The organism is Xenorhabdus sp. PB62.4, assembly GCF_014467285.1.
Lineage (GTDB): Bacteria > Pseudomonadota > Gammaproteobacteria > Enterobacterales > Enterobacteriaceae > Xenorhabdus.
Genome location: NZ_NKHR01000001.1, coordinates 263,376 through 280,684 on the forward strand (window position 1 = coordinate 263,376; position 17,309 = coordinate 280,684).

Annotated in this window: 14 protein-coding genes and 1 pseudogene; 6 read left to right on the top strand and 9 right to left on the bottom strand. The window is 42.4% G+C overall.

Annotation, left to right across the window (positions count from 1 at the left end):
- Positions 1 to 468: 468 nt before the first annotated feature.
- Together radA and serB are read right to left on the bottom strand one after the other, a co-directional pair.
- Positions 469 to 1,854 carry a DNA repair protein RadA gene (gene radA, locus Xenpb_RS01105; RefSeq protein ID WP_187652703.1) on the bottom strand — a complete coding sequence of 462 codons (1,386 nt, stop codon included), beginning with the start codon at positions 1,852 to 1,854 and terminating at the stop codon, positions 469 to 471.
- An 84-nt stretch (positions 1,855 to 1,938) separates the two neighbouring features.
- Positions 1,939 to 2,916: a phosphoserine phosphatase gene (gene serB, locus Xenpb_RS01110; protein ID WP_099115130.1), complete on the bottom strand. Its 978-nt coding sequence runs from the start codon at positions 2,914 to 2,916 to the stop codon at positions 1,939 to 1,941.
- A 115-nt stretch (positions 2,917 to 3,031) separates the two neighbouring features.
- Here serB and Xenpb_RS01115 point away from each other — a divergent pair, with 115 nt between their 5' ends.
- Entirely contained in the window at positions 3,032 to 3,688 is a 657-nt protein-coding gene (locus tag Xenpb_RS01115) for a YtjB family periplasmic protein (RefSeq protein ID WP_187652704.1), read from the top strand.
- Here Xenpb_RS01115 and Xenpb_RS01120 read toward each other — a convergent pair.
- The 5 genes and pseudogenes from Xenpb_RS01120 to metC all read right to left on the bottom strand — a co-directional run bounded on the left by Xenpb_RS01120 (position 3,685) and on the right by metC (position 7,406).
- Positions 3,685 to 3,969 carry a hypothetical protein gene (locus tag Xenpb_RS01120; RefSeq protein ID WP_187652843.1) on the bottom strand — a complete coding sequence of 95 codons (285 nt, stop codon included), beginning with the start codon at positions 3,967 to 3,969 and terminating at the stop codon, positions 3,685 to 3,687. The two genes, Xenpb_RS01115 and Xenpb_RS01120, sit on opposite strands and share 4 nt — an antisense overlap.
- A gap of 299 nt (positions 3,970 to 4,268) precedes the next feature.
- Positions 4,269 to 5,099, bottom strand: coding sequence for a 2,5-didehydrogluconate reductase DkgA (gene dkgA, locus Xenpb_RS01125; protein ID WP_187652705.1), 831 nt, complete (start codon positions 5,097 to 5,099; stop codon positions 4,269 to 4,271).
- Positions 5,100 to 5,124: 25 nt separating this feature from the next.
- A pseudogene (locus Xenpb_RS19820) lies at positions 5,125 to 5,263 on the bottom strand (NADH-dependent alcohol dehydrogenase); the annotation flags it as partial.
- Positions 5,264 to 5,359: 96 nt separating this feature from the next.
- Positions 5,360 to 6,031: a DedA family protein gene (locus tag Xenpb_RS01130; protein WP_187652706.1), complete on the bottom strand. Its 672-nt coding sequence runs from the start codon at positions 6,029 to 6,031 to the stop codon at positions 5,360 to 5,362.
- 181 nt (positions 6,032 to 6,212) lie between these two features.
- Entirely contained in the window at positions 6,213 to 7,406 is a 1,194-nt protein-coding gene (gene metC, locus Xenpb_RS01135; RefSeq protein ID WP_187652707.1) for a cystathionine beta-lyase, read from the bottom strand.
- Positions 7,407 to 7,825: 419 nt separating this feature from the next.
- Between metC and exbB the strand changes: the two genes are divergently transcribed.
- The 4 genes from exbB to Xenpb_RS01155 all read left to right on the top strand — a co-directional run bounded on the left by exbB (position 7,826) and on the right by Xenpb_RS01155 (position 12,290).
- The gene (gene exbB, locus Xenpb_RS01140; RefSeq protein WP_187652708.1) at positions 7,826 to 8,851 is read left to right on the top strand and encodes a tonB-system energizer ExbB; all 1,026 of its coding nucleotides are present in this window, start codon (positions 7,826 to 7,828) and stop codon (positions 8,849 to 8,851) included.
- Between the two features lie 6 nt (positions 8,852 to 8,857).
- Positions 8,858 to 9,283 (top strand): TonB system transport protein ExbD, encoded by a 426-nt coding sequence (exbD, locus tag Xenpb_RS01145; protein ID WP_187652709.1) that lies wholly within the window; start codon positions 8,858 to 8,860, stop codon positions 9,281 to 9,283.
- 694 nt (positions 9,284 to 9,977) lie between these two features.
- Positions 9,978 to 11,192 (top strand): alpha-xenorhabdolysin family binary toxin subunit A, encoded by a 1,215-nt coding sequence (locus tag Xenpb_RS01150; RefSeq protein ID WP_304952531.1) that lies wholly within the window; start codon positions 9,978 to 9,980, stop codon positions 11,190 to 11,192.
- A 45-nt stretch (positions 11,193 to 11,237) separates the two neighbouring features.
- Entirely contained in the window at positions 11,238 to 12,290 is a 1,053-nt protein-coding gene (locus Xenpb_RS01155) for an alpha-xenorhabdolysin family binary toxin subunit B (RefSeq protein WP_187652711.1), read from the top strand.
- 101 nt (positions 12,291 to 12,391) lie between these two features.
- Here the strand turns inward: Xenpb_RS01155 and Xenpb_RS01160 are convergent, their stop codons facing one another.
- On the bottom strand, positions 12,392 to 14,788 hold the full coding sequence (locus tag Xenpb_RS01160) for a family 20 glycosylhydrolase (protein WP_187652712.1): 2,397 nt from the start codon (positions 14,786 to 14,788) through the stop codon (positions 12,392 to 12,394).
- Positions 14,789 to 14,882: 94 nt separating this feature from the next.
- Positions 14,883 to 15,521: a TetR/AcrR family transcriptional regulator gene (locus Xenpb_RS01165; RefSeq protein ID WP_187652713.1), complete on the bottom strand. Its 639-nt coding sequence runs from the start codon at positions 15,519 to 15,521 to the stop codon at positions 14,883 to 14,885.
- A 566-nt stretch (positions 15,522 to 16,087) separates the two neighbouring features.
- Between Xenpb_RS01165 and Xenpb_RS01175 the strand changes: the two genes are divergently transcribed.
- Positions 16,088 to 17,245: a porin gene (locus tag Xenpb_RS01175; RefSeq protein ID WP_222942830.1), complete on the top strand. Its 1,158-nt coding sequence runs from the start codon at positions 16,088 to 16,090 to the stop codon at positions 17,243 to 17,245.
- The last annotated feature ends 64 nt before the right edge of the window (positions 17,246 to 17,309 follow it).

Below are 17,309 nucleotides of genomic sequence, written 5' to 3' on the forward strand. Positions count from 1 at the left end.
AATCAAATATAGGTATAAAATTAAAAAATCAAATACTAACTTATTAGTTAATTCGTAAAATCAGTGGCAATACGGATTGTGGAACTTTTATTGAATAGGACTCGTCACTTTCCTAATCGTTATAAATTAATTTATATAACCGTATGTCAGTCAAATTTCATCATGCTTTTACGGACAATAAACCACAATATTCAGTAAAAGTATAGGGGTTAAATACTATAGTCTTCAATAAATTGATTTTTTATCTAAATAGAGTGAATAAAAATTTCTTCTGAAATTTGGTTATTTCGCTTATGTTAATTAGGAATAATCTGAATTTTGGGGTTTCGTATTAAAATACGAAAAACTTAAATGGATGAGGAAAGAATGCTAATTTTATTGCCTGCTTTATTTAATATGTGACGGCAGGCAATATATATTATAGATAATTAGGAAAAATACCTAGATCTAAAATGAACGAGAGATTGTTTAATTATCCAGATCATCTAAAACTGATAACGCATCGGCTAGTTTTTTGACACCGAATACTTTCATATCTGGTAATGACTTTTTCGGCATATTAGCGTGGGGAACAATTGCACGTTTAAATCCATGCTTGGCTGCCTCTGAAATCCGCTCCTGACCACTGGGAACGGGACGAATTTCACCAGCCAGACCAACCTCGCCAAATACCACGAGATCACGGGGTAAAGGACGATCACGGAAACTGGACACTAAAGAGAGCAGTAAAGCAAGGTCAGCACTCGTTTCCGTCACTTTCACACCGCCCACGACGTTAACAAAAACATCCTGATCAGCCATTTGCAAACCACCGTGCCGATGCAGGACAGCCAGCAGAATAGCCAGCCTGTTTTGCTCAAGCCCTACTGCGACTCGACGTGGGTTTGACATCATGGAGTGGTCTACCAGCGCCTGAATTTCAACCAGCAAAGGGCGGGTACCTTCCCACACAATCATGACGGAACTGCCTGAAGTGATCTCATCGCCCCGACTCAGGAAAATGGCGGAAGGGTTGTTCACTTCCCGCAACCCTTGTTCGGTCATCGCGAACACACCCAGTTCATTGACGGCTCCAAAACGGTTTTTATGGCTTCGCAGGGTACGAAAACGAGAATCTGCTTCGCCATCAAGCATAACGGAACAGTCTATACAGTGTTCAAGTACTTTGGGGCCAGCCAAAGAACCATCTTTTGTTACATGTCCAACCATGATAATGGCAACGCCACGGGTTTTAGCGAATCGGGTCAGGTAAGCCGCAGTTTCCCTCACTTGGGCTACGCTACCCGGTGAAGATTGAATATCTGCCATGTGCATAACCTGAATTGAGTCTATTACCATGAGCTTGGGCTGTTCTTGTTCTGCGATCAGGCAAATCTGCTCAATGCTGGTTTCTGACAGCATGTTCAGTTTATCAGTCGGCAATCCCAGACGATGTGCCCGCATTGCTACCTGTTGTAATGATTCTTCCCCTGTTACATACAACGTTTTCATCTGTGTTGATAATTGACACATGGTTTGTAAGAGCAGGGTACTTTTCCCCGCTCCGGGATTACCACCAATCAAAATAGCACTGCCGGGGACCACGCCACCGCCGAGAACACGATCAAATTCTTTAAATCCGGTTGAGAAACGGGGAAGTTCTTCCAGACTGATATCTGAAAGTTTTTGAACTTTACTGATGCCCGCATCTCCGGCATAGCCACTGAAACGTTCAGTGCGGGAAGAGGAAGCTGCGGCTAACCGCACTTCCGTAATCGTATTCCATGCGTGGCATGCGGTACATTGTCCCTGCCAGCGGGGATAATCCGCGCCACATTCGTTACAGACAAATGCCCGTTTTGCTGCTTTTGCCACTCTATGCTCCCTTAATATGGTGATTGTTAATAGGGTGATTATTAATAGTATGATTGTTAATGGGGTGATTGCTGACGGCTAATATTAGCGTTCTTCGTGCTTCAGGCCGCCACTCAATACACACAAAACACCCATCAAATCTGCATGGCGGATCGCAACTTTAGCCTGTGCATACACTTTAGGTTTGGCATGATAGGCAATGCCTAATCCTGCTTTGCGGATCATTTTCAGATCATTGGCACCATCCCCAATCGCGACAGTTTGACTGAGGGGAATATCCAGCTCTTTTGCCAGCCTTATCAAAGTAGTTGCCTTGTATTTTGCATCGACAATCGGCCCTTTGACTTTACCGGTCAGTTTGCCATCTCTGATCTCAAGTTGATTGGCGACAGCGGCAAACAGGCGAAGTTGCTGGCGAAGGTTATCGGCAAAGAAAGTAAAACCACCGGAAGCAATAGCGACATGCCAATCCAATGATTGTAACTTGCGGACAAGGCTGGTCAGCCCCGGCATAAGAGGAAGTGTGTCCATCACTTGCTGTAAGATTGCCGCATCAGCTCCTGCCAGTTGGGCGACTCGCTCGCGCAGGCTTTCTGAAAAATCCAGCTCACCCTGCATGGCCCGTTCTGTAATTGCCGCCACTTTATCGCCAACGCCCGCCAGACGGGCAATTTCATCTATACATTCGATTTGGATTGCGGTCGAATCCATATCCATCACCAATAAGCCGGGTGAACGCAGGCGAGGAATTTGCCCTAGCGGAACAACATCCAGGCGGCACTCATCCGCCAATCGTTTAATGCGAGGTGAAAGACTGCCGGCAATACGAACAACTTGATAATCATCAATACGCCATGAAGATACCACCACAATAGCGACCCCAAGTCGGTGCTGAAAATCGCTGATGCGTTGTTTATCCAAACCTCGGCCATACAGCAACCAGCCGCTGTCTCCTGCTCGGTAATCCAGAGGCATAACCTCATCACCACTAAGGGATAGCGGTAATCCCGGCCATTTATGGATCTCATCCGGTAAGTAACGATAGGCCAGATTATTAGACATGAACTTCGACTCCTGTAATTCCATGCAATTTTGGCAAGCGAAAAATGCTTTTCAAACTATCCTATCAGTACAGCATCTGGCAACATGTGCTTTCCGATCATAGGATGGGATAACGATGATTAAAGCAAAGCTAAAATTTCGGCTGCACAAGACGGCGATTATTTTAATATGTATAGCACTGTTGGTTCTGCTGATGCAGGGTGTTTCCTATTTCAGCCGCTCTCAACAGCAGGCTCATATGGACCAGTTTGAGGATTTGGCGAAAACATTGGCAAAACAGGTCGCATTCAGCTTGGCTGATTATATGGAGAATGGTAGCAAAGATCTTAATAATAAAAAGATTGTCGCTAATCTGGATTATTTGACCAGCAACAGCCGCATTCTGGATGCCAGTGTTTATCTGGAAAATGGAACACAGATCGCACGCAGTGGTGAGCCAGTTTCTGTCCGTGAACGATTGGCGTTGGAAGGTAAAAAATCCAGTAGCTATTTCAACCAGCAAATCGTTGTCCCTATACAGGGGAAAGATTCTCCACAGGGTTTTCTTCGCCTGACACTGGATACCCATAGATTGGCAACAGAAGCCAAGCAGGTCGATAACACCACTAACTTACTTCGGATCATGCTCCTGCTGGCTTTGGCGATCGGCTTTATTCTGGCCCATAATTTACTACAACTTGCACCCAGCCGTTGGCAACAGTCTCCTTATCTTTTGACTGCGAATACCAAATCAACGGATGAAGAAAACGATGAGAACGGCTCTTCCCGTTAATAAGTCTCCTTCCCATAGTACCGCTTAAAGCAAATGGAATAGATCACACCATGCAGTAATGCAATGAGAACTGCGCCATAGAACACGATCGGTCTATGGGACATGGCAACATGTACAATCGGTAACTTGTCGAAGCGGAAGATGTACATGTGAAAAGCGATAGCTGCTATTGCCAGCATCATGCCTGCCGCATTGTGATGGATCAGGTGTGATAACAGGAACCACCTCAAGGCAAAGAAAAAAGGGATAAGCATGAATAAAGAAATAACTATGTAAATCATCATCATTTCCTTAAGTATTATTTAAGGGGGTTAATGAAAATAGATATATCAATAACTGTCACAAATTCAGTGAATGTTAATTATCTATTTAATAGATCGATTATTTAACTTTGCAAAGTAAGTCTAGGACATCAATCATACATAAATAGTAAACATAGTTATTATTAGCAATATTGGTTTTGTTAATGAGTTATGGTGTTTTAAGAGAGACGGTTCAGATCATGCCCCTGACCTGAACCCTGTGGGAAAACAGAATTCAGGTCTATTGGAAGGGATTGGATTAGGTCGGTGGATATACATTAAAGTTGATTGTAATCATCAGGATTTGGGCCTATTCGCTTACCAATATCCAATTCGGCCATGGCTGTCAGATCTTCTTTTTCCAATCTGAAATCAAATACATCAAAATTTTCTTTGATACGGGAAGGTGTCACAGATTTAGGAATGACAATCATGCCACATTCGAGATGCCAGCGAATCACGATTTGCGCTGGTGTTTTGCTGTACTTCATTGCTAATCGTTCAACCAATGGGGAGTTAAAAACATCTTTTCCACCGCGTGATAATGGGCTCCAGGACTCAGTGGTAATATGGTGGGTGGCATTCCATGAATGGAGTTGCCGCTGTTGCATCAGGGGATGAAGTTCAATTTGGTTGATCGTGGGCACCACACCTGTTTCCAACATTATTTTCTGTAAGTGTTCAATGTGAAAATTACAAACACCAATACTGCGAGTCAATCCGGCTTCTTTCAGTTCAATAAGCTGTCTCCACGCATCCACATAATGATTTTGTTCGGGAACAGGCCAATGAATGAGATAGAGATCAACATAGTCTAGCTGTAATCTATCCAAACTTTCCTGTAATGCAGTGCTGGCATCCAAATGACGATCATTCCAAAGTTTGGTGGTGATAAAAACTTCTTCACGTGGAATGGCACTTTCTTTCAAGGCTTTTCCGACACCTTCTTCATTATGATAAATTGCTGCTGTATCAATAGAACGATAGCCCACTTCTAATGCGGTGTGGATAGCTCCAACAACCTGCTCATTACTCGCTTTCCAAACCCCAAGCCCCAGTTGTGGCATGTGATTCTCATCGACGAGTTTAATAATTGTTTGCTGACCCATTCTAACCTCCTTCAGATTTGGTGTTTCAGATGGACGCCTTATAAATGCGCTTACTGACATCAAGCGTAATAGCTTGATGTTCTCCAAGGGCAACCAAACCTTGTTGTTCTAGTTTTTTTGATCATGGCTGGAATAGAACTTCCATCAAGCTGATAATCAGAAAGTGTTTAATTTTTTTGTTGATAAGCTAATGAATAGAAAAATATTCGTTTTCAGTCAGATAGCGTTTTTTCGCAAGAATGTTAAAACGGTAAGTGTGTTTACTTATTTTTTTTTGATGATGCTCTCTTGTGACGCCAGTACATCAACAGAGAAGCAGACAGCCCACTAATCAACAGAACGACAGGCAAAATCACCAGAATATTCATGACCAGATCCTGATGTGCTTTGACAAAAGGGATCTGGTTTAAGATATAGCCAAAACCCACGATAATAATGACCCATAAAAAGCCACTTAACCAGTTAAAAAATTGAAAGCGTTTATTATTTAGACCAGAAATACCGGCAAATGTTGGCAGGAGAGTGCGAACAAACGCCAAAAAGCGCCCGATGAGCAGGGCCGACAGACCATGTTTGGTAAATAAGACATTAGCGCGTTGGCGATACTGTAGGGGAAGCTGAGCCAGCCAATCTTTGACAACACGAGTATGACCTAGCCAACGTCCTTGCAAATACCCTAACCAACATCCCAGACTGGCGGCAATGGTCAGCAGAAGCACCGTGGGGATGAAGCTCATGACACCTTTGGCAATTAAGGCGCCAGAAAGTATCAATAAGGTATCGCCGGGTAAAAAGGCTGCGGGTAATAGCCCGTTTTCCAGTACAAGGGTGATAAAGAGGACACCATAAATAATCCAGATGACATCGGGATTGGCGAGTTGGTTAAAATCATGATGCCAGAGTGCATACACGATCTCGCTTAACTTTTCCATTGTTTATCCTGTGATTTTTGCAAGTAAACTGATTAATAAACAGATCTATCCCAGTGTACCGCAAAATAGAGGGATGGGGGTTGATTTGATTCAGCATACGGAATTGAAAGGAATAAAACACATCACGGCTGCCTGCAATGGAAAGGCAGCCATGAGATTGGATCATCGTTTTGTCAGGCAATTAACGAGTTGCAAGGCGAGCAAAACCCGCTTCCAGATCGTCCATCAAATCTTGTGGATCTTCCAGCCCGATGTGAAGGCGGAATAACGTGCCGGTTTTTTTCGGTGGATTGTAATGGCGTACCATTTGGAGCAATTCAGGTTGCTTATCCAAAATCAATGACTCAAATCCTCCCCATGAAAACGCCATTTTAAAATGCTTCATATTATCAAGATAATCAGCGACTTGTTCAGGTGTAAGCTCAGTGTTCAGGAGAAAAGAAAACAGCCCGCAAGAACCGGTGAAGTCACGTTTAAAATAACGGTGCCCGGGGCAAGAAGGCAGAGCGGGATGATAAACTTCAGCCACTTCCGGCCGTTTTGCGAGCCACTTGGCAATTTTGATACTGTTTTTTTCCTGTTGTTTTAGGCGAACAGCCAGCGTATGCAGCCCACGTGTTGCCATATAAACGGTATCGGGATCGGCAATCTGACCCAGTAGGTAAGATCGCTCTCTGAGCTGTTCCCAACATCGTGCATTGGCGACTGCGGTTCCTAGCATGCCATCGGAATGGCCGATGATATATTTTGTGGCGGATTGAACGGAAATATCGACACCAAACTCCAGAGCCTTAAACAGAATGCCGGCCGACCATGTATTGTCGATAATAATCACAATTTCAGGATTAACCTTGCGGGCGGCACGCACGATAGCGGGGACATCCTGTACTTCCATCGTCAGAGAGCCGGGAGACTCAAGAAAGAGCACCGTGGTATTGGGCTTAATCAGAGAAGCAATGTCCTTGCCAATCATCGGATCAAAATAATCAGTAGTGATACCCATTTTCTTCAGAACCTTATCGCAAAAAGCTTGTGATGGTTCATAAGCATTTCCCGTCATCAGGACATGATCGCCGGTTTTTACAAAAGCCAGAATCGAATTAGTGACAGCGGCCGTACCGGAAGGGTAGAGAGCACAGCCTGCACCGCCTTCCAGTTCAGACATTGCATCCCGAAAGGCAAAATGCGTCATCGTGCCACGGCGTCCGTAGATTAATTCGCCTTTAGTGTGGTGCTTCAAAGCATGTTGCATGTGTTCAACAGTATCGAAAATGACAGATGATGTACGCTGAATAAGAGGATTAACGGCACCTTGCGTATATTTTTTTTCCCTTCCTACATTGACCAATAAAGTTTCTAGTTTTTTTTCTGTCATGGATCTCATCCCCCCCAAGTTAATTTTTGGCCTGCTTTTTTGGCCTACTTTCCCATGCCTAAACAGAACGGCTCAAACAGAACTGTGCAAATAATGATTAGAAAGTTAAAAGATTTGGTATCGATTTGCCAAAGAGATTCAGGCAACTTGACGAAAATTCAAGGTGATCTGTTGAGAGGTTATAAGGAGGAATGGACAAAAGTGTACCGTTTTTTAGCAATTTTTTATTAAATAGTAATGATAATTACTATCAAATCGTACAATGTCTGATATCATTTGCGGCGGACTTTTTCCCTCTTGAGTTTATTGAGGTGAGAAAGTAAAAAACATGACCCCGGTCATATTAGGATTAGCAAGATGAGTAAACGTGATTCACTGCTAAGTAACAGAATCTATAAAAAAGAGAGTAAGGCTAACTGATGCGTAATTTGACAGCTTCTATTCTATTGGCACTCGGATTAACAAGCTCAGCATGGGCTGATACAGTGCCAGCCGCGCCAGAAAATCAGGCTGCTGCTCAGGTAGCCGCTCCGGCAACACCAGCATCTTCCGCAGTGCCACAGGTGACTGAACCGAAAACTGAAGCATTATCAGCCACAGAAACACCATCAACCACAGAAACACCATCAGCCACAGAAACGAAATCCACAGCCCCGAATACAGCAGAAACTGGAGTCACCGAAACTGTGGCTACCGACGCTGTTGTTGAACCAGTTACAGAAGAATCGGCCAGCCAATCCGGTGGGTTCGCAACCGATCTGTCTGTTTGGGGCATGTATAATAATGCGGATGTGGTCGTAAAAACGGTCATGGTGGGGTTGGTTATCGCCTCCATCATCACATGGGCACTGTTTTTCTCCAAGGGTACGGAACTATTAATGGCGCGCCGTCGTTTACGCAAAGAACAGCAGGCTTTGGCTGACGTCGTCAATCTGGATGCGGCGGCGAAAATTGCAGCGGATTTTGGCAAGCAAAGTATCAGCCGTTTGTTATTGAGCGAAGCACAGTCAGAGCGTGCCCTGTCTGCTGAAAGCGCTGACAAGGCCGGAACCAAAGAGCGAACTGCATTCCGTATGGAACGTGCCGTTGCAGCAATCAGTCGCCATATGGGGCGTGGTAACGGCTATCTGGCGACCATTGGCGCAATTTCGCCGTTTGTCGGGTTGTTCGGAACTGTTTGGGGGATCATGAACAGCTTTATCGGGATTGCCCATTCACAAACCACTAACCTGGCGGTTGTTGCACCGGGTATTGCGGAAGCATTGCTGGCGACAGCTTTAGGTCTGGTGGCGGCGATCCCTGCGGTAGTCATTTATAACGTTTTTGCCCGTGTTATTTCCTCATACCGTGGGCAAGTGGGAGATACGGCGGCTCAGGCAGTCCTGTTGTTGGGCCGCGATCTTGATCTGGCTGAAAGCAAAGCAGAAAAAGCAGAAGCAAGGTAATAAACTATGGCAATACGTCTTAATGAAGATTTGGACGATAGCGGTGAACTGCATGAAATTAACGTCACGCCATTTATTGACGTGATGCTGGTGCTGCTGATTATTTTCATGGTAGCTGCGCCACTGGCAACGGTAGATATCAAAGTCAATTTGCCGGCTTCATCCGCTAAACCACAACCCCGACCAGAAAAACCGGTATTCTTGACTGTGAAAGCGGATCATCAGCTCTATGTGGGTGAGCAACAGGTTGATCACGATAACTTATCCTCGGTATTGGATCAAACTACGCAATCCAACAAAGAAACCACGATTTTCTTTCAGGCAGATAAATCTGTGGATTATGAAACATTGATGAGTGTGATGGATTCCCTGCGCAAGGCGGGCTACCTCAAAGTTGGGCTGGTGGGAATGGAATCTGTTGCTGCTCAATAAACCTCATTCATGCGATCCAATGATGATTTAGCGTGATAAACATGAACTGCCCAAATAGCTAATTGGGCAGTTCAGCTTTCTGTCGTCTCTCCTGTTGATGATATACCCAAAATAAATCCCCTTGTTACCTTCAATGCAATTTGAAATATGAAGAGTAAGAACCGATTAAAATAGGTTATAAATCAGCCATAACACCCTTTATATCGGCATTATACTTTTTATTTGTTTTCATTCAGTTGAATGAAGTTCTGTGTATTAAAAATAGTCAATAAATATTGTTTTTACTTCATTGCCCGATATTCACATTTTTATGTTTACGCTGGTTAAAGTTATTGTTCTGCTATTTTGTTTTATTGTGACAATATCTTCTGAATAGGGGGTGTAAAAGATAAAAAGCACATTATGTAATATATCAATAATAAATATTAATAATGGATGAAATAACTGTAAATTTGGATTTTTTAAAAGATAAATAAATTGAGTTTTGGTTTTGTCAATATGCTCAAATAATAAAAATCAACAAAATAAAACAATGGATAAAAAATATATTATTAGATGAAAATATTGTCCTTTCACATTAAGGATAATTTAATTGCACATATTGAAAAGATACTGAAATAAAAATGTTTTCAGATGGATAAATGCGAAGTTTAATTAACGTTAAATTAAACCAGCGACAGTAATGGAGAACGATATGTCATTAAATAACAATTTGGCAGAAAATAAGATCCCTGTATCAGAAGTTCCCGCAGTTACCTTAAAAATATTGACCAGTCAGGTAGAAGGTGTTGCTCGTCTGGGAGGTATCTTTACTAAAGAAGATCTCATTAGTATTAAATTATATGTTAAACAGGGCTTGGCACTTCCTTATACTTTGGAAGGAGTTAAGCAATATATCGGTTACAACGACATTGATATTGATGGTTTAAAACCCGCAAATATGACGACTTTGTTTAAAGGCATTCACGACCACACGCTGAGCTGGAGTGGTGTAGAAAGCAATGTTCAACAGCAAAGTATCGATTTGGAAAATGCTGGCAGACAAATTACTGAAACGGGCGGGGATATCATCAGCGTTATTGATCAGATGCCGATTATTGAACGTGTAAAGACAAAACTGGGTGATTTAACTGATAAACAACTCGCTGAAATCACTTATACCAATGATGATAAAGAAATTGCGGTTGAATTAGGAAATATCCTTGAAAGCATGAAGAAGGATATTAAAAAACAGCAGGAAAATACTCAGCGAGTTAAAAATGCGGTAACCGATTTTAAAATCACCTTGATTGGTGGGGAATTATCAAATGGTAATCAAGCGGAAGGGTTAGAGCCACAGGTCAAGCACAAAAAAGATCTGATGGATAAGAATAACCTTTCTACCACCATCAAAGAGCTGCAAAAGAAAATCGACAGTAAAAACAGTGAAATTGAACAACTCAAAAAAGACTACGATAAATACGTTGGTCTGGCATTTTCGGGAATGGTAGGAGGCATTATTGGTTTGGCGATTACTGGCGGTATTTTTGGTGACAAAGCAGAAAAAGCCCGTAAACGTAAAAATGAATTGATTGAGGAAGTTAAAGGTTTGCAAGAGCAAGTTAAAGGTAAAAGTGCATTGCAGACTGCGATTCAGGATTTATCCCTCAATTTTAGTGATATTGGTATTCGTATGGTGGATGCAGAAGTGGCCCTAAACAATTTGGAGTTTATGTGGAGTACCATGCTAACACAAATTACGACTTCAAAAGAAAAATTTGCCGAAATTAATGATGCGCTGAAACTTACTTCTTTTATAGTGACGTTTAAGCAAGTTATTAGTCCTTGGAAAGAGGTTCAAGGTTCTGCTGCTCAATTGGTTAAAATTTTCGATGAGGCATTGGCAGAATATAGAAAGCTCTATAGCTGATTTCTTCTTGAATAAAGAATTTATAAAATAAAAAGGAATATTAAAATGTCTGAAAAGAATACCTCACAAAAAGAAACCCTGTATCCAGAAATCAATATCAAGGCTCTGAATCAAGCGGCAAATACGATTTGGCTTTTGGCCGGGCGGCAAACATCTGGTATTGAAATTATTGGGGAAAAAGTTGAGCGAGTCAGGCTCTATAGCCGTGATCTCAATGAATCGATTCGTGATTCTCTGGCACAATTAACGCCAGTACTCAGTCAGTTTGCTGAGGGAGAGACTTTCCAAACGATTAGCCAAATTGATGAGGCTTTGGCAACCCCTGATTTGAGTGACGATGATCGCAATGCCTTACTGGAAGAACGTAATCAATTGATCGAGAAATTATCAAAAGATATCGATAATGTGATTATCAATTTCAGCAGCAGAACCAGCCAACTGACCGGAAAAATTAGTGATATTAGCAACATGGTGATTGCAGAGCGCTTGGGCGATCTTGTGGCGCAAACAGAATCCAAAAAAGCAGAATTACAGAGTGAGATCGAGAATAAAGCAGAAAAAAGAAAAAAACTGGATGAAGATCGGGCTAAAATCATCGAAAGTCAGGATGTTATTCGCGCGAATAATATCGCAGATATGTTTAAAGATTTTATTCCCAGCGCCAGTGATATTGATGGCTTAGACTTTACCCAACCTAAAAAAGAAGCCATTAAACAGGCGATTAAACAAGGTGTTGAGATTGCCAGGAAAATACTGGGCAAAATTTCTGAAGGATTGAAATACTCAGAATTGGCGGATGCCAGAATGAAACTCACTGATCAAATCGATCAGGTAATGAAAGAAACTGACGCCCTGAAAACCACATTACAGGAAACAGAACAGCGGATTTCCGGCTTAAAAGATGTGGTACAAATCGATGCAGAACGCACCGTTCTTCTTTCAGAAGCAGTTAAACTAGAGAAAGCGTGGAACGAATTTGCGACCCAATTACACAGTTTGTCCGGTAATAAAGTTGATCAGAAAGATTTGACGAACCTGATAAATGGTCAACTGGACTTCCTGAAAAATTTGGCAGAACAATATAATAAGCTGAAATAATCATTATTTTCTTTTTCTGATAATAAAAGGCTGGAAACATATACCCAGCCTTATTTTTATGTAATAAGCCATTACCTACTGATTATTCTTAATAACCCACTTTATTTATTCAGATAATCAAGCATCCGTTCCAGTGGATATACCGCCCGAATAACAACTTCATCCCGCATTTGTGCCCCTTGTGACAGTAGCTTTTGCGCATCCTGCCATTGTTGCGGAGAAAAGGTTTTCCCGGCTTTCAGGTGATCCAGCATCACCAAGCCGAGTTCAGCAATTTCACCCACATCATTGGCAACGGGAATAAGGTTACGCATCATATAATTTGCTTTGACGATCTTCATCACGGAATCATGATTATCGCGCCAGCGTATCAGACGATCACGTAATGCCTGTTCCGCTTGCCAATCCCGCTTATTTTTGAGTAGCCGATCAACCAACGCATCCATTTCTCTGACAACTTGGCTTTCCGGCTCCAGCGCATCGGCAAAACGATAAAGCGGTTCTAATTGATGGTAATTACCTGCTTGAAACTTGGCATGATGGCGGGAGTAATATTGGGCGGGTTCCACGGCTTCCGCCAGGATTTGCAATGGCTCAATATTCGTACTGTTTGCCAGCCGGGTCATTAACCGCTGTGCATTGGCCTGCTGTTGCAAACCGACAGACACGGTTGTCCATGTGTCCATTGCTTGTAAACGCTGGTACATGTGTTTTTCATTCGTCACATCTTTGGCAGACCAGAGCCGTTCAGCGATGGCAAAAGTTCGTGGCCAGAGCTTAATATCCAGCACTTCCGCCGTGACGTTTTCTGACCATAATGCTGCTTCAGCACCTAAAATATTTTGCTGATGCTGACTGGCAGGCACGACAGGTTGCTTGCCGTCAGGCATTGTCGCGAGCTTTTCGCCGGTGATCGGATAACGCACATTGCCTAATAAAATATAACCGTCCGCGGTTTTTTGTTTCTGATTGAGATTCACAACGGGTGTCGTTTCTCCCATCCAGCTATCCACAGTAAATTTAACCGTATCTCCTTGCCAGATAATCTTATTAACGGCACGACGTGATTTTCCGGCAAAATCAATAAAACCGCGCCATTTGCCTTTCTCATCCTCAATTAAGGTAAAACTGCCAGTGACAGGACTGCCTTTTAAACGTGGCATCGTAAATGACCAGCTTTGGGCTGTTTCATTTGCTTTCAGGTTGTCATCAATATCGAGTGCTTGCGGCAGTACCTCATTACGATAGTGGTAGGCGGTACTTTGAGGCTGGTCGAGATAAAAACCCGTGGACAAAATTCCCTGATAACCATCAGAGGCGGTTTTGCCCAGAGAATCCTGCCCTTGCCATGATTGGATAACGACCGAACGAGGCAAGGAAGGATGATAGATCTCATCCCAACCCACCATTTTTCGTCCATGCTTTGCAAGGATCTTTTCCAGCTCCTGATTGAACCATGTATGCAGGGCATAGGAGTCTTTCAATCCTTTTTCCTGCATAAATGCCTGTATTTTATCGGAAGCCTGCCATTGAGAGGTGTCCACTTCATCACCGCCAATATGGATATAGGGATCAGGGAAAATTGCAGCGACTTCACCGATTAAGGTATCGGCAAACTGATGCACTTTAGGATTGCTCGGATCCAGCGTTGGTTTGTGAACACCCCATCCGCGCTGCATCTCATAAGTTCCACGTTTACTGATCAATTCAGGGTAGGCAACGGCAATCGCTGAGGCATGGCCGGGGAAATCGATTTCAGGCACAACCCGGATGCCCAAGCTACTCGCATAAGTAACTACTTCCTGCATTTGAGCCTTGCTGTAAAACAGCCCATCGCTGGCAAGTTGTTGCAGTTTAGGATAATGCTCAGAAGCGAAACGCCAGCCTTGATCATCGGTTAAGTGCCAGTGAAATACATTTATTTTAGCGGCAGCCATACCCTCTAATTGACGTTTGATTGCGTCAATTGGCAGGAAATGACGGGCGGAATCGAGCATGACCCCACGCCATGAAAATCGCGGTTTATCCGTGATATTCACCAGTGGCAGATAAGTTCCTTTGGCATCATTTTGTAGTAATTGCAGCAACGTTTCCATGCCACGTAGTGCACCAAAACGGGTCGCGGCTTTCAGTGTAATGCCGCGGGAATCAATGACTAACTGGTAACTTTCATCGCTGTCAGGTTGAGGAATCGGAGAAATTTTCTTAGCAATATTGATTCTGATTGTCTGAACCGGAGAAAAGGTTGCATCGGGGGGAGGCAATACCCAACCCGTTTGGGCTTCAATTCGTTTTCGCCAGCGGGATACTGCCTCCTGCATGTCATCCCCTGCAACAGTGATATTCAATTTTCTGTCAATATTATAGAGAGTTCCCTGTTGCACTGAAATTTGTTGTGGCCACGGCATAAGGGGAAGGTGATTGGCAGCGGCCGCAATAGATGAACAACTATAATTTAATGCTGCGATTAATAATAATGGATGAAAGGAAAATTTCATGATGTCTTTCTCATCTTAGAGAAGGCGCTGATTTATTTGTTTTTTCAGCGCCGATTTATATTTTAATGAAAGTAACATAATGGATAAATAATGATTATTTCTTTATAAACCCATTATTGAGTAATGTGATTGCTGCGGTAATACGAGGCATAATATCTGTTTCCGGCAGGGGTGGGAGAAGACCTAGCGCCATTTTCCTGAGGGGTTCTGCAATGACCATTGAGATCATCAATTCACTGGCAAGGCGGTAATCCAGTTTTTTCAATAGCCCCCGTTGATACTGGCGTTCAAGCCAATTGGCGAGAATATTCTGGTTTCTTTCAATACCGCTTTGCTGATATTTATCCAGCAATATCTCACGAAAAGGAAAATCAGATTGCAGTAATTTGAATAAACCTACAGCGTTTGTCGATAATGACCTCTCCGCTATTTCTGCTAAATATATTTTTAATAACTTGATGAGTTGTTGAGGGTTATTGGCTTCTTTCTCAAAAACGGGAATAAAATTATCAGTCCAGTGAATGACAACTTGTTCAAGCAAATCTTCTCGATTCTTAACAAAACGATAGAGCGTTTTCTTGGCGATGCCGGCTTTCTTGGCAACAACATCCATCGTTGTTTTGTTATAGCCTTGATTAACAATAAGTAAAAATGTGACATCGTGAATCTTTTGGCGTATTTCCTGCTCTGGAATTGTGGGGCGACCCCGTGGACGCGAATGATTTTCTGCCATTTTAGCACCCTATGAATCGTTAATATTTGTACCACATTGGCGTGATTCCATTAACAAACAGAATTTACTGATTTTATTTTAAATGGAAGGATTAAATCACCTTTCACCAAATACAGAAATCAAGGGAGCTTGTCAACAATATCAATCAGTTAATATAACTAAATATATTATTAACGATCGTGAAAAATTAAATTTTAATGAAAAAATATATATTAAAATAAAAAAAGCCTTAATTGCGGAAAAGCATATTTTTTATTACATCATTTAATGTTTATAACTAACTGTTTTAAATGATTTATTCTCATATTTAATACGATAAGATCATTGGATTCATGCTCGCATTGTGACTCCCATCACAGGATGGCACTTTTTGTTAATTTTTGTTAGCAAAAGGTTGTATTAAATCTTAGTATCGCTATTGCTTGTTACAAATTTAACATTTTGGTAACTAGTTCATGTAAAAAATATTCCGCTCACACCTGATCATTTATTCCGGAAAAGATTTCTTGGAATGTGAATTTCTTGGCGGTGGCGAAAAAATAACAATATCAATGAGGATCATGATAATGATAAGACACAACGCAATAGCAATGGCACTTCCGGTACTTCTCATCACAGGCATCACAGGCACTGCAAATGCTGCTGAGATTTATAATAAGGATGGCAATAAAATTGATTTATATGGTAAAGCCGATGTTCAGAGAACATTCTCCAAATCAAATACAGAATCTGGAGATAGCTCTGTTGGTCGTGTAGGTATTAAAGGTTCAACCCAAATTACGGATAAACTGACTGGTTTCGGGCGTTGGGAATTTAATATGGGTGCCAACGGCGTGGAAACGGAGAGTGGAAAAAATACCAGAACACGTTACGCGTTCGCGGGTTTGAAATACGGCGAATACGGCTCATTGGATTATGGACGTAATATGGGGATCGTTTATGATGTCAACGCATGGACGGACGCATTGCCAGTATTTGGTGGTGATTCCATGGCGGCAACTGATAATTTCATGATGGGGCGTTCGACAGGGTTACTGACATATCGTAATACTGACTTTTTTGGTCTGGTGGATGGGCTGAATTTTGCTTTGCAGTATCAAGCTAAAAATGACGGTGGTACTAAAAATAGTCGTAGTGATATTTCAAGGCAAAACGGTGACGGTTTTGGTCTTTCTAGTTCCTATGATTTTGATAACGGTTTCAGTATTGGTGCTGCATATGGTAACTCTAACCGTACTTCGGCCCAAAAACTGGGGAGTGATGGCGCTAAGGTACTGGCTAAAGGGAATAAAGCTGAAGCCTGGGGCGTCTCTGCCAAATATGACCGAAATAACGTCTATCTGGCGGCCATGTATGGTGAAACCCGTAACTTAACCAGATTTGGCAGCTCCGTGGACGGACACACAATGTTTGCCAATAAAACCGAAAACATCGAGCTGACAGCTCAGTATCAGTTTGATTTTGGCCTGCGTCCATCCCTTGCTTTTGTTTATTCTAAAGGCAAAGATCTGGGCAACGACCTGGCTGATAAGCGCATTCTGGCATCCAAGGGTTCTGAAGATTTGGTGAAGTATGTTTCAGTAGGTGCTTTCTACAATTTCAACAAAAATATGGGCACCTATGCTGAATATCAATTTAATTTGCTGAAAGACAATGATTTCAGCAAGAAAACTAAGATCAACACCGATGATATCTTTGGCGTTGGTTTGGTTTATCGCTTCTAATTATCCCGTCGAACTGCCTCAATGGATATCACCGTTGCAGGCAGTTCGCCAGTTATTTACCTTT

Coding starts and splice junctions, on each gene's coding strand:
- dkgA (WP_187652705.1), bottom strand. CDS start 5,099: ATGGGTCAGCAAACAATTATTAAACTCGTCGATGAGAATCACATGCCA.
- metC (WP_187652707.1), bottom strand. CDS start 7,406: ATGACAGAAAAAAAACTAGAAACTTTATTGGTCAATGTAGGAAGGGAA.
- Xenpb_RS01150 (WP_304952531.1), top strand. CDS start 9,978: ATGTCATTAAATAACAATTTGGCAGAAAATAAGATCCCTGTATCAGAA.
- serB (WP_099115130.1), bottom strand. CDS start 2,916: ATGTCTAATAATCTGGCCTATCGTTACTTACCGGATGAGATCCATAAA.
- Xenpb_RS01115 (WP_187652704.1), top strand. CDS start 3,032: ATGATTAAAGCAAAGCTAAAATTTCGGCTGCACAAGACGGCGATTATT.
- Xenpb_RS01175 (WP_222942830.1), top strand. CDS start 16,088: ATGATAAGACACAACGCAATAGCAATGGCACTTCCGGTACTTCTCATC.
- exbB (WP_187652708.1), top strand. CDS start 7,826: ATGCGTAATTTGACAGCTTCTATTCTATTGGCACTCGGATTAACAAGC.
- Xenpb_RS01120 (WP_187652843.1), bottom strand. CDS start 3,969: ATGATTTACATAGTTATTTCTTTATTCATGCTTATCCCTTTTTTCTTT.
- Xenpb_RS01130 (WP_187652706.1), bottom strand. CDS start 6,031: ATGGAAAAGTTAAGCGAGATCGTGTATGCACTCTGGCATCATGATTTT.
- Xenpb_RS01160 (WP_187652712.1), bottom strand. CDS start 14,788: ATGAAATTTTCCTTTCATCCATTATTATTAATCGCAGCATTAAATTAT.
- Xenpb_RS01165 (WP_187652713.1), bottom strand. CDS start 15,521: ATGGCAGAAAATCATTCGCGTCCACGGGGTCGCCCCACAATTCCAGAG.
- exbD (WP_187652709.1), top strand. CDS start 8,858: ATGGCAATACGTCTTAATGAAGATTTGGACGATAGCGGTGAACTGCAT.
- Xenpb_RS01155 (WP_187652711.1), top strand. CDS start 11,238: ATGTCTGAAAAGAATACCTCACAAAAAGAAACCCTGTATCCAGAAATC.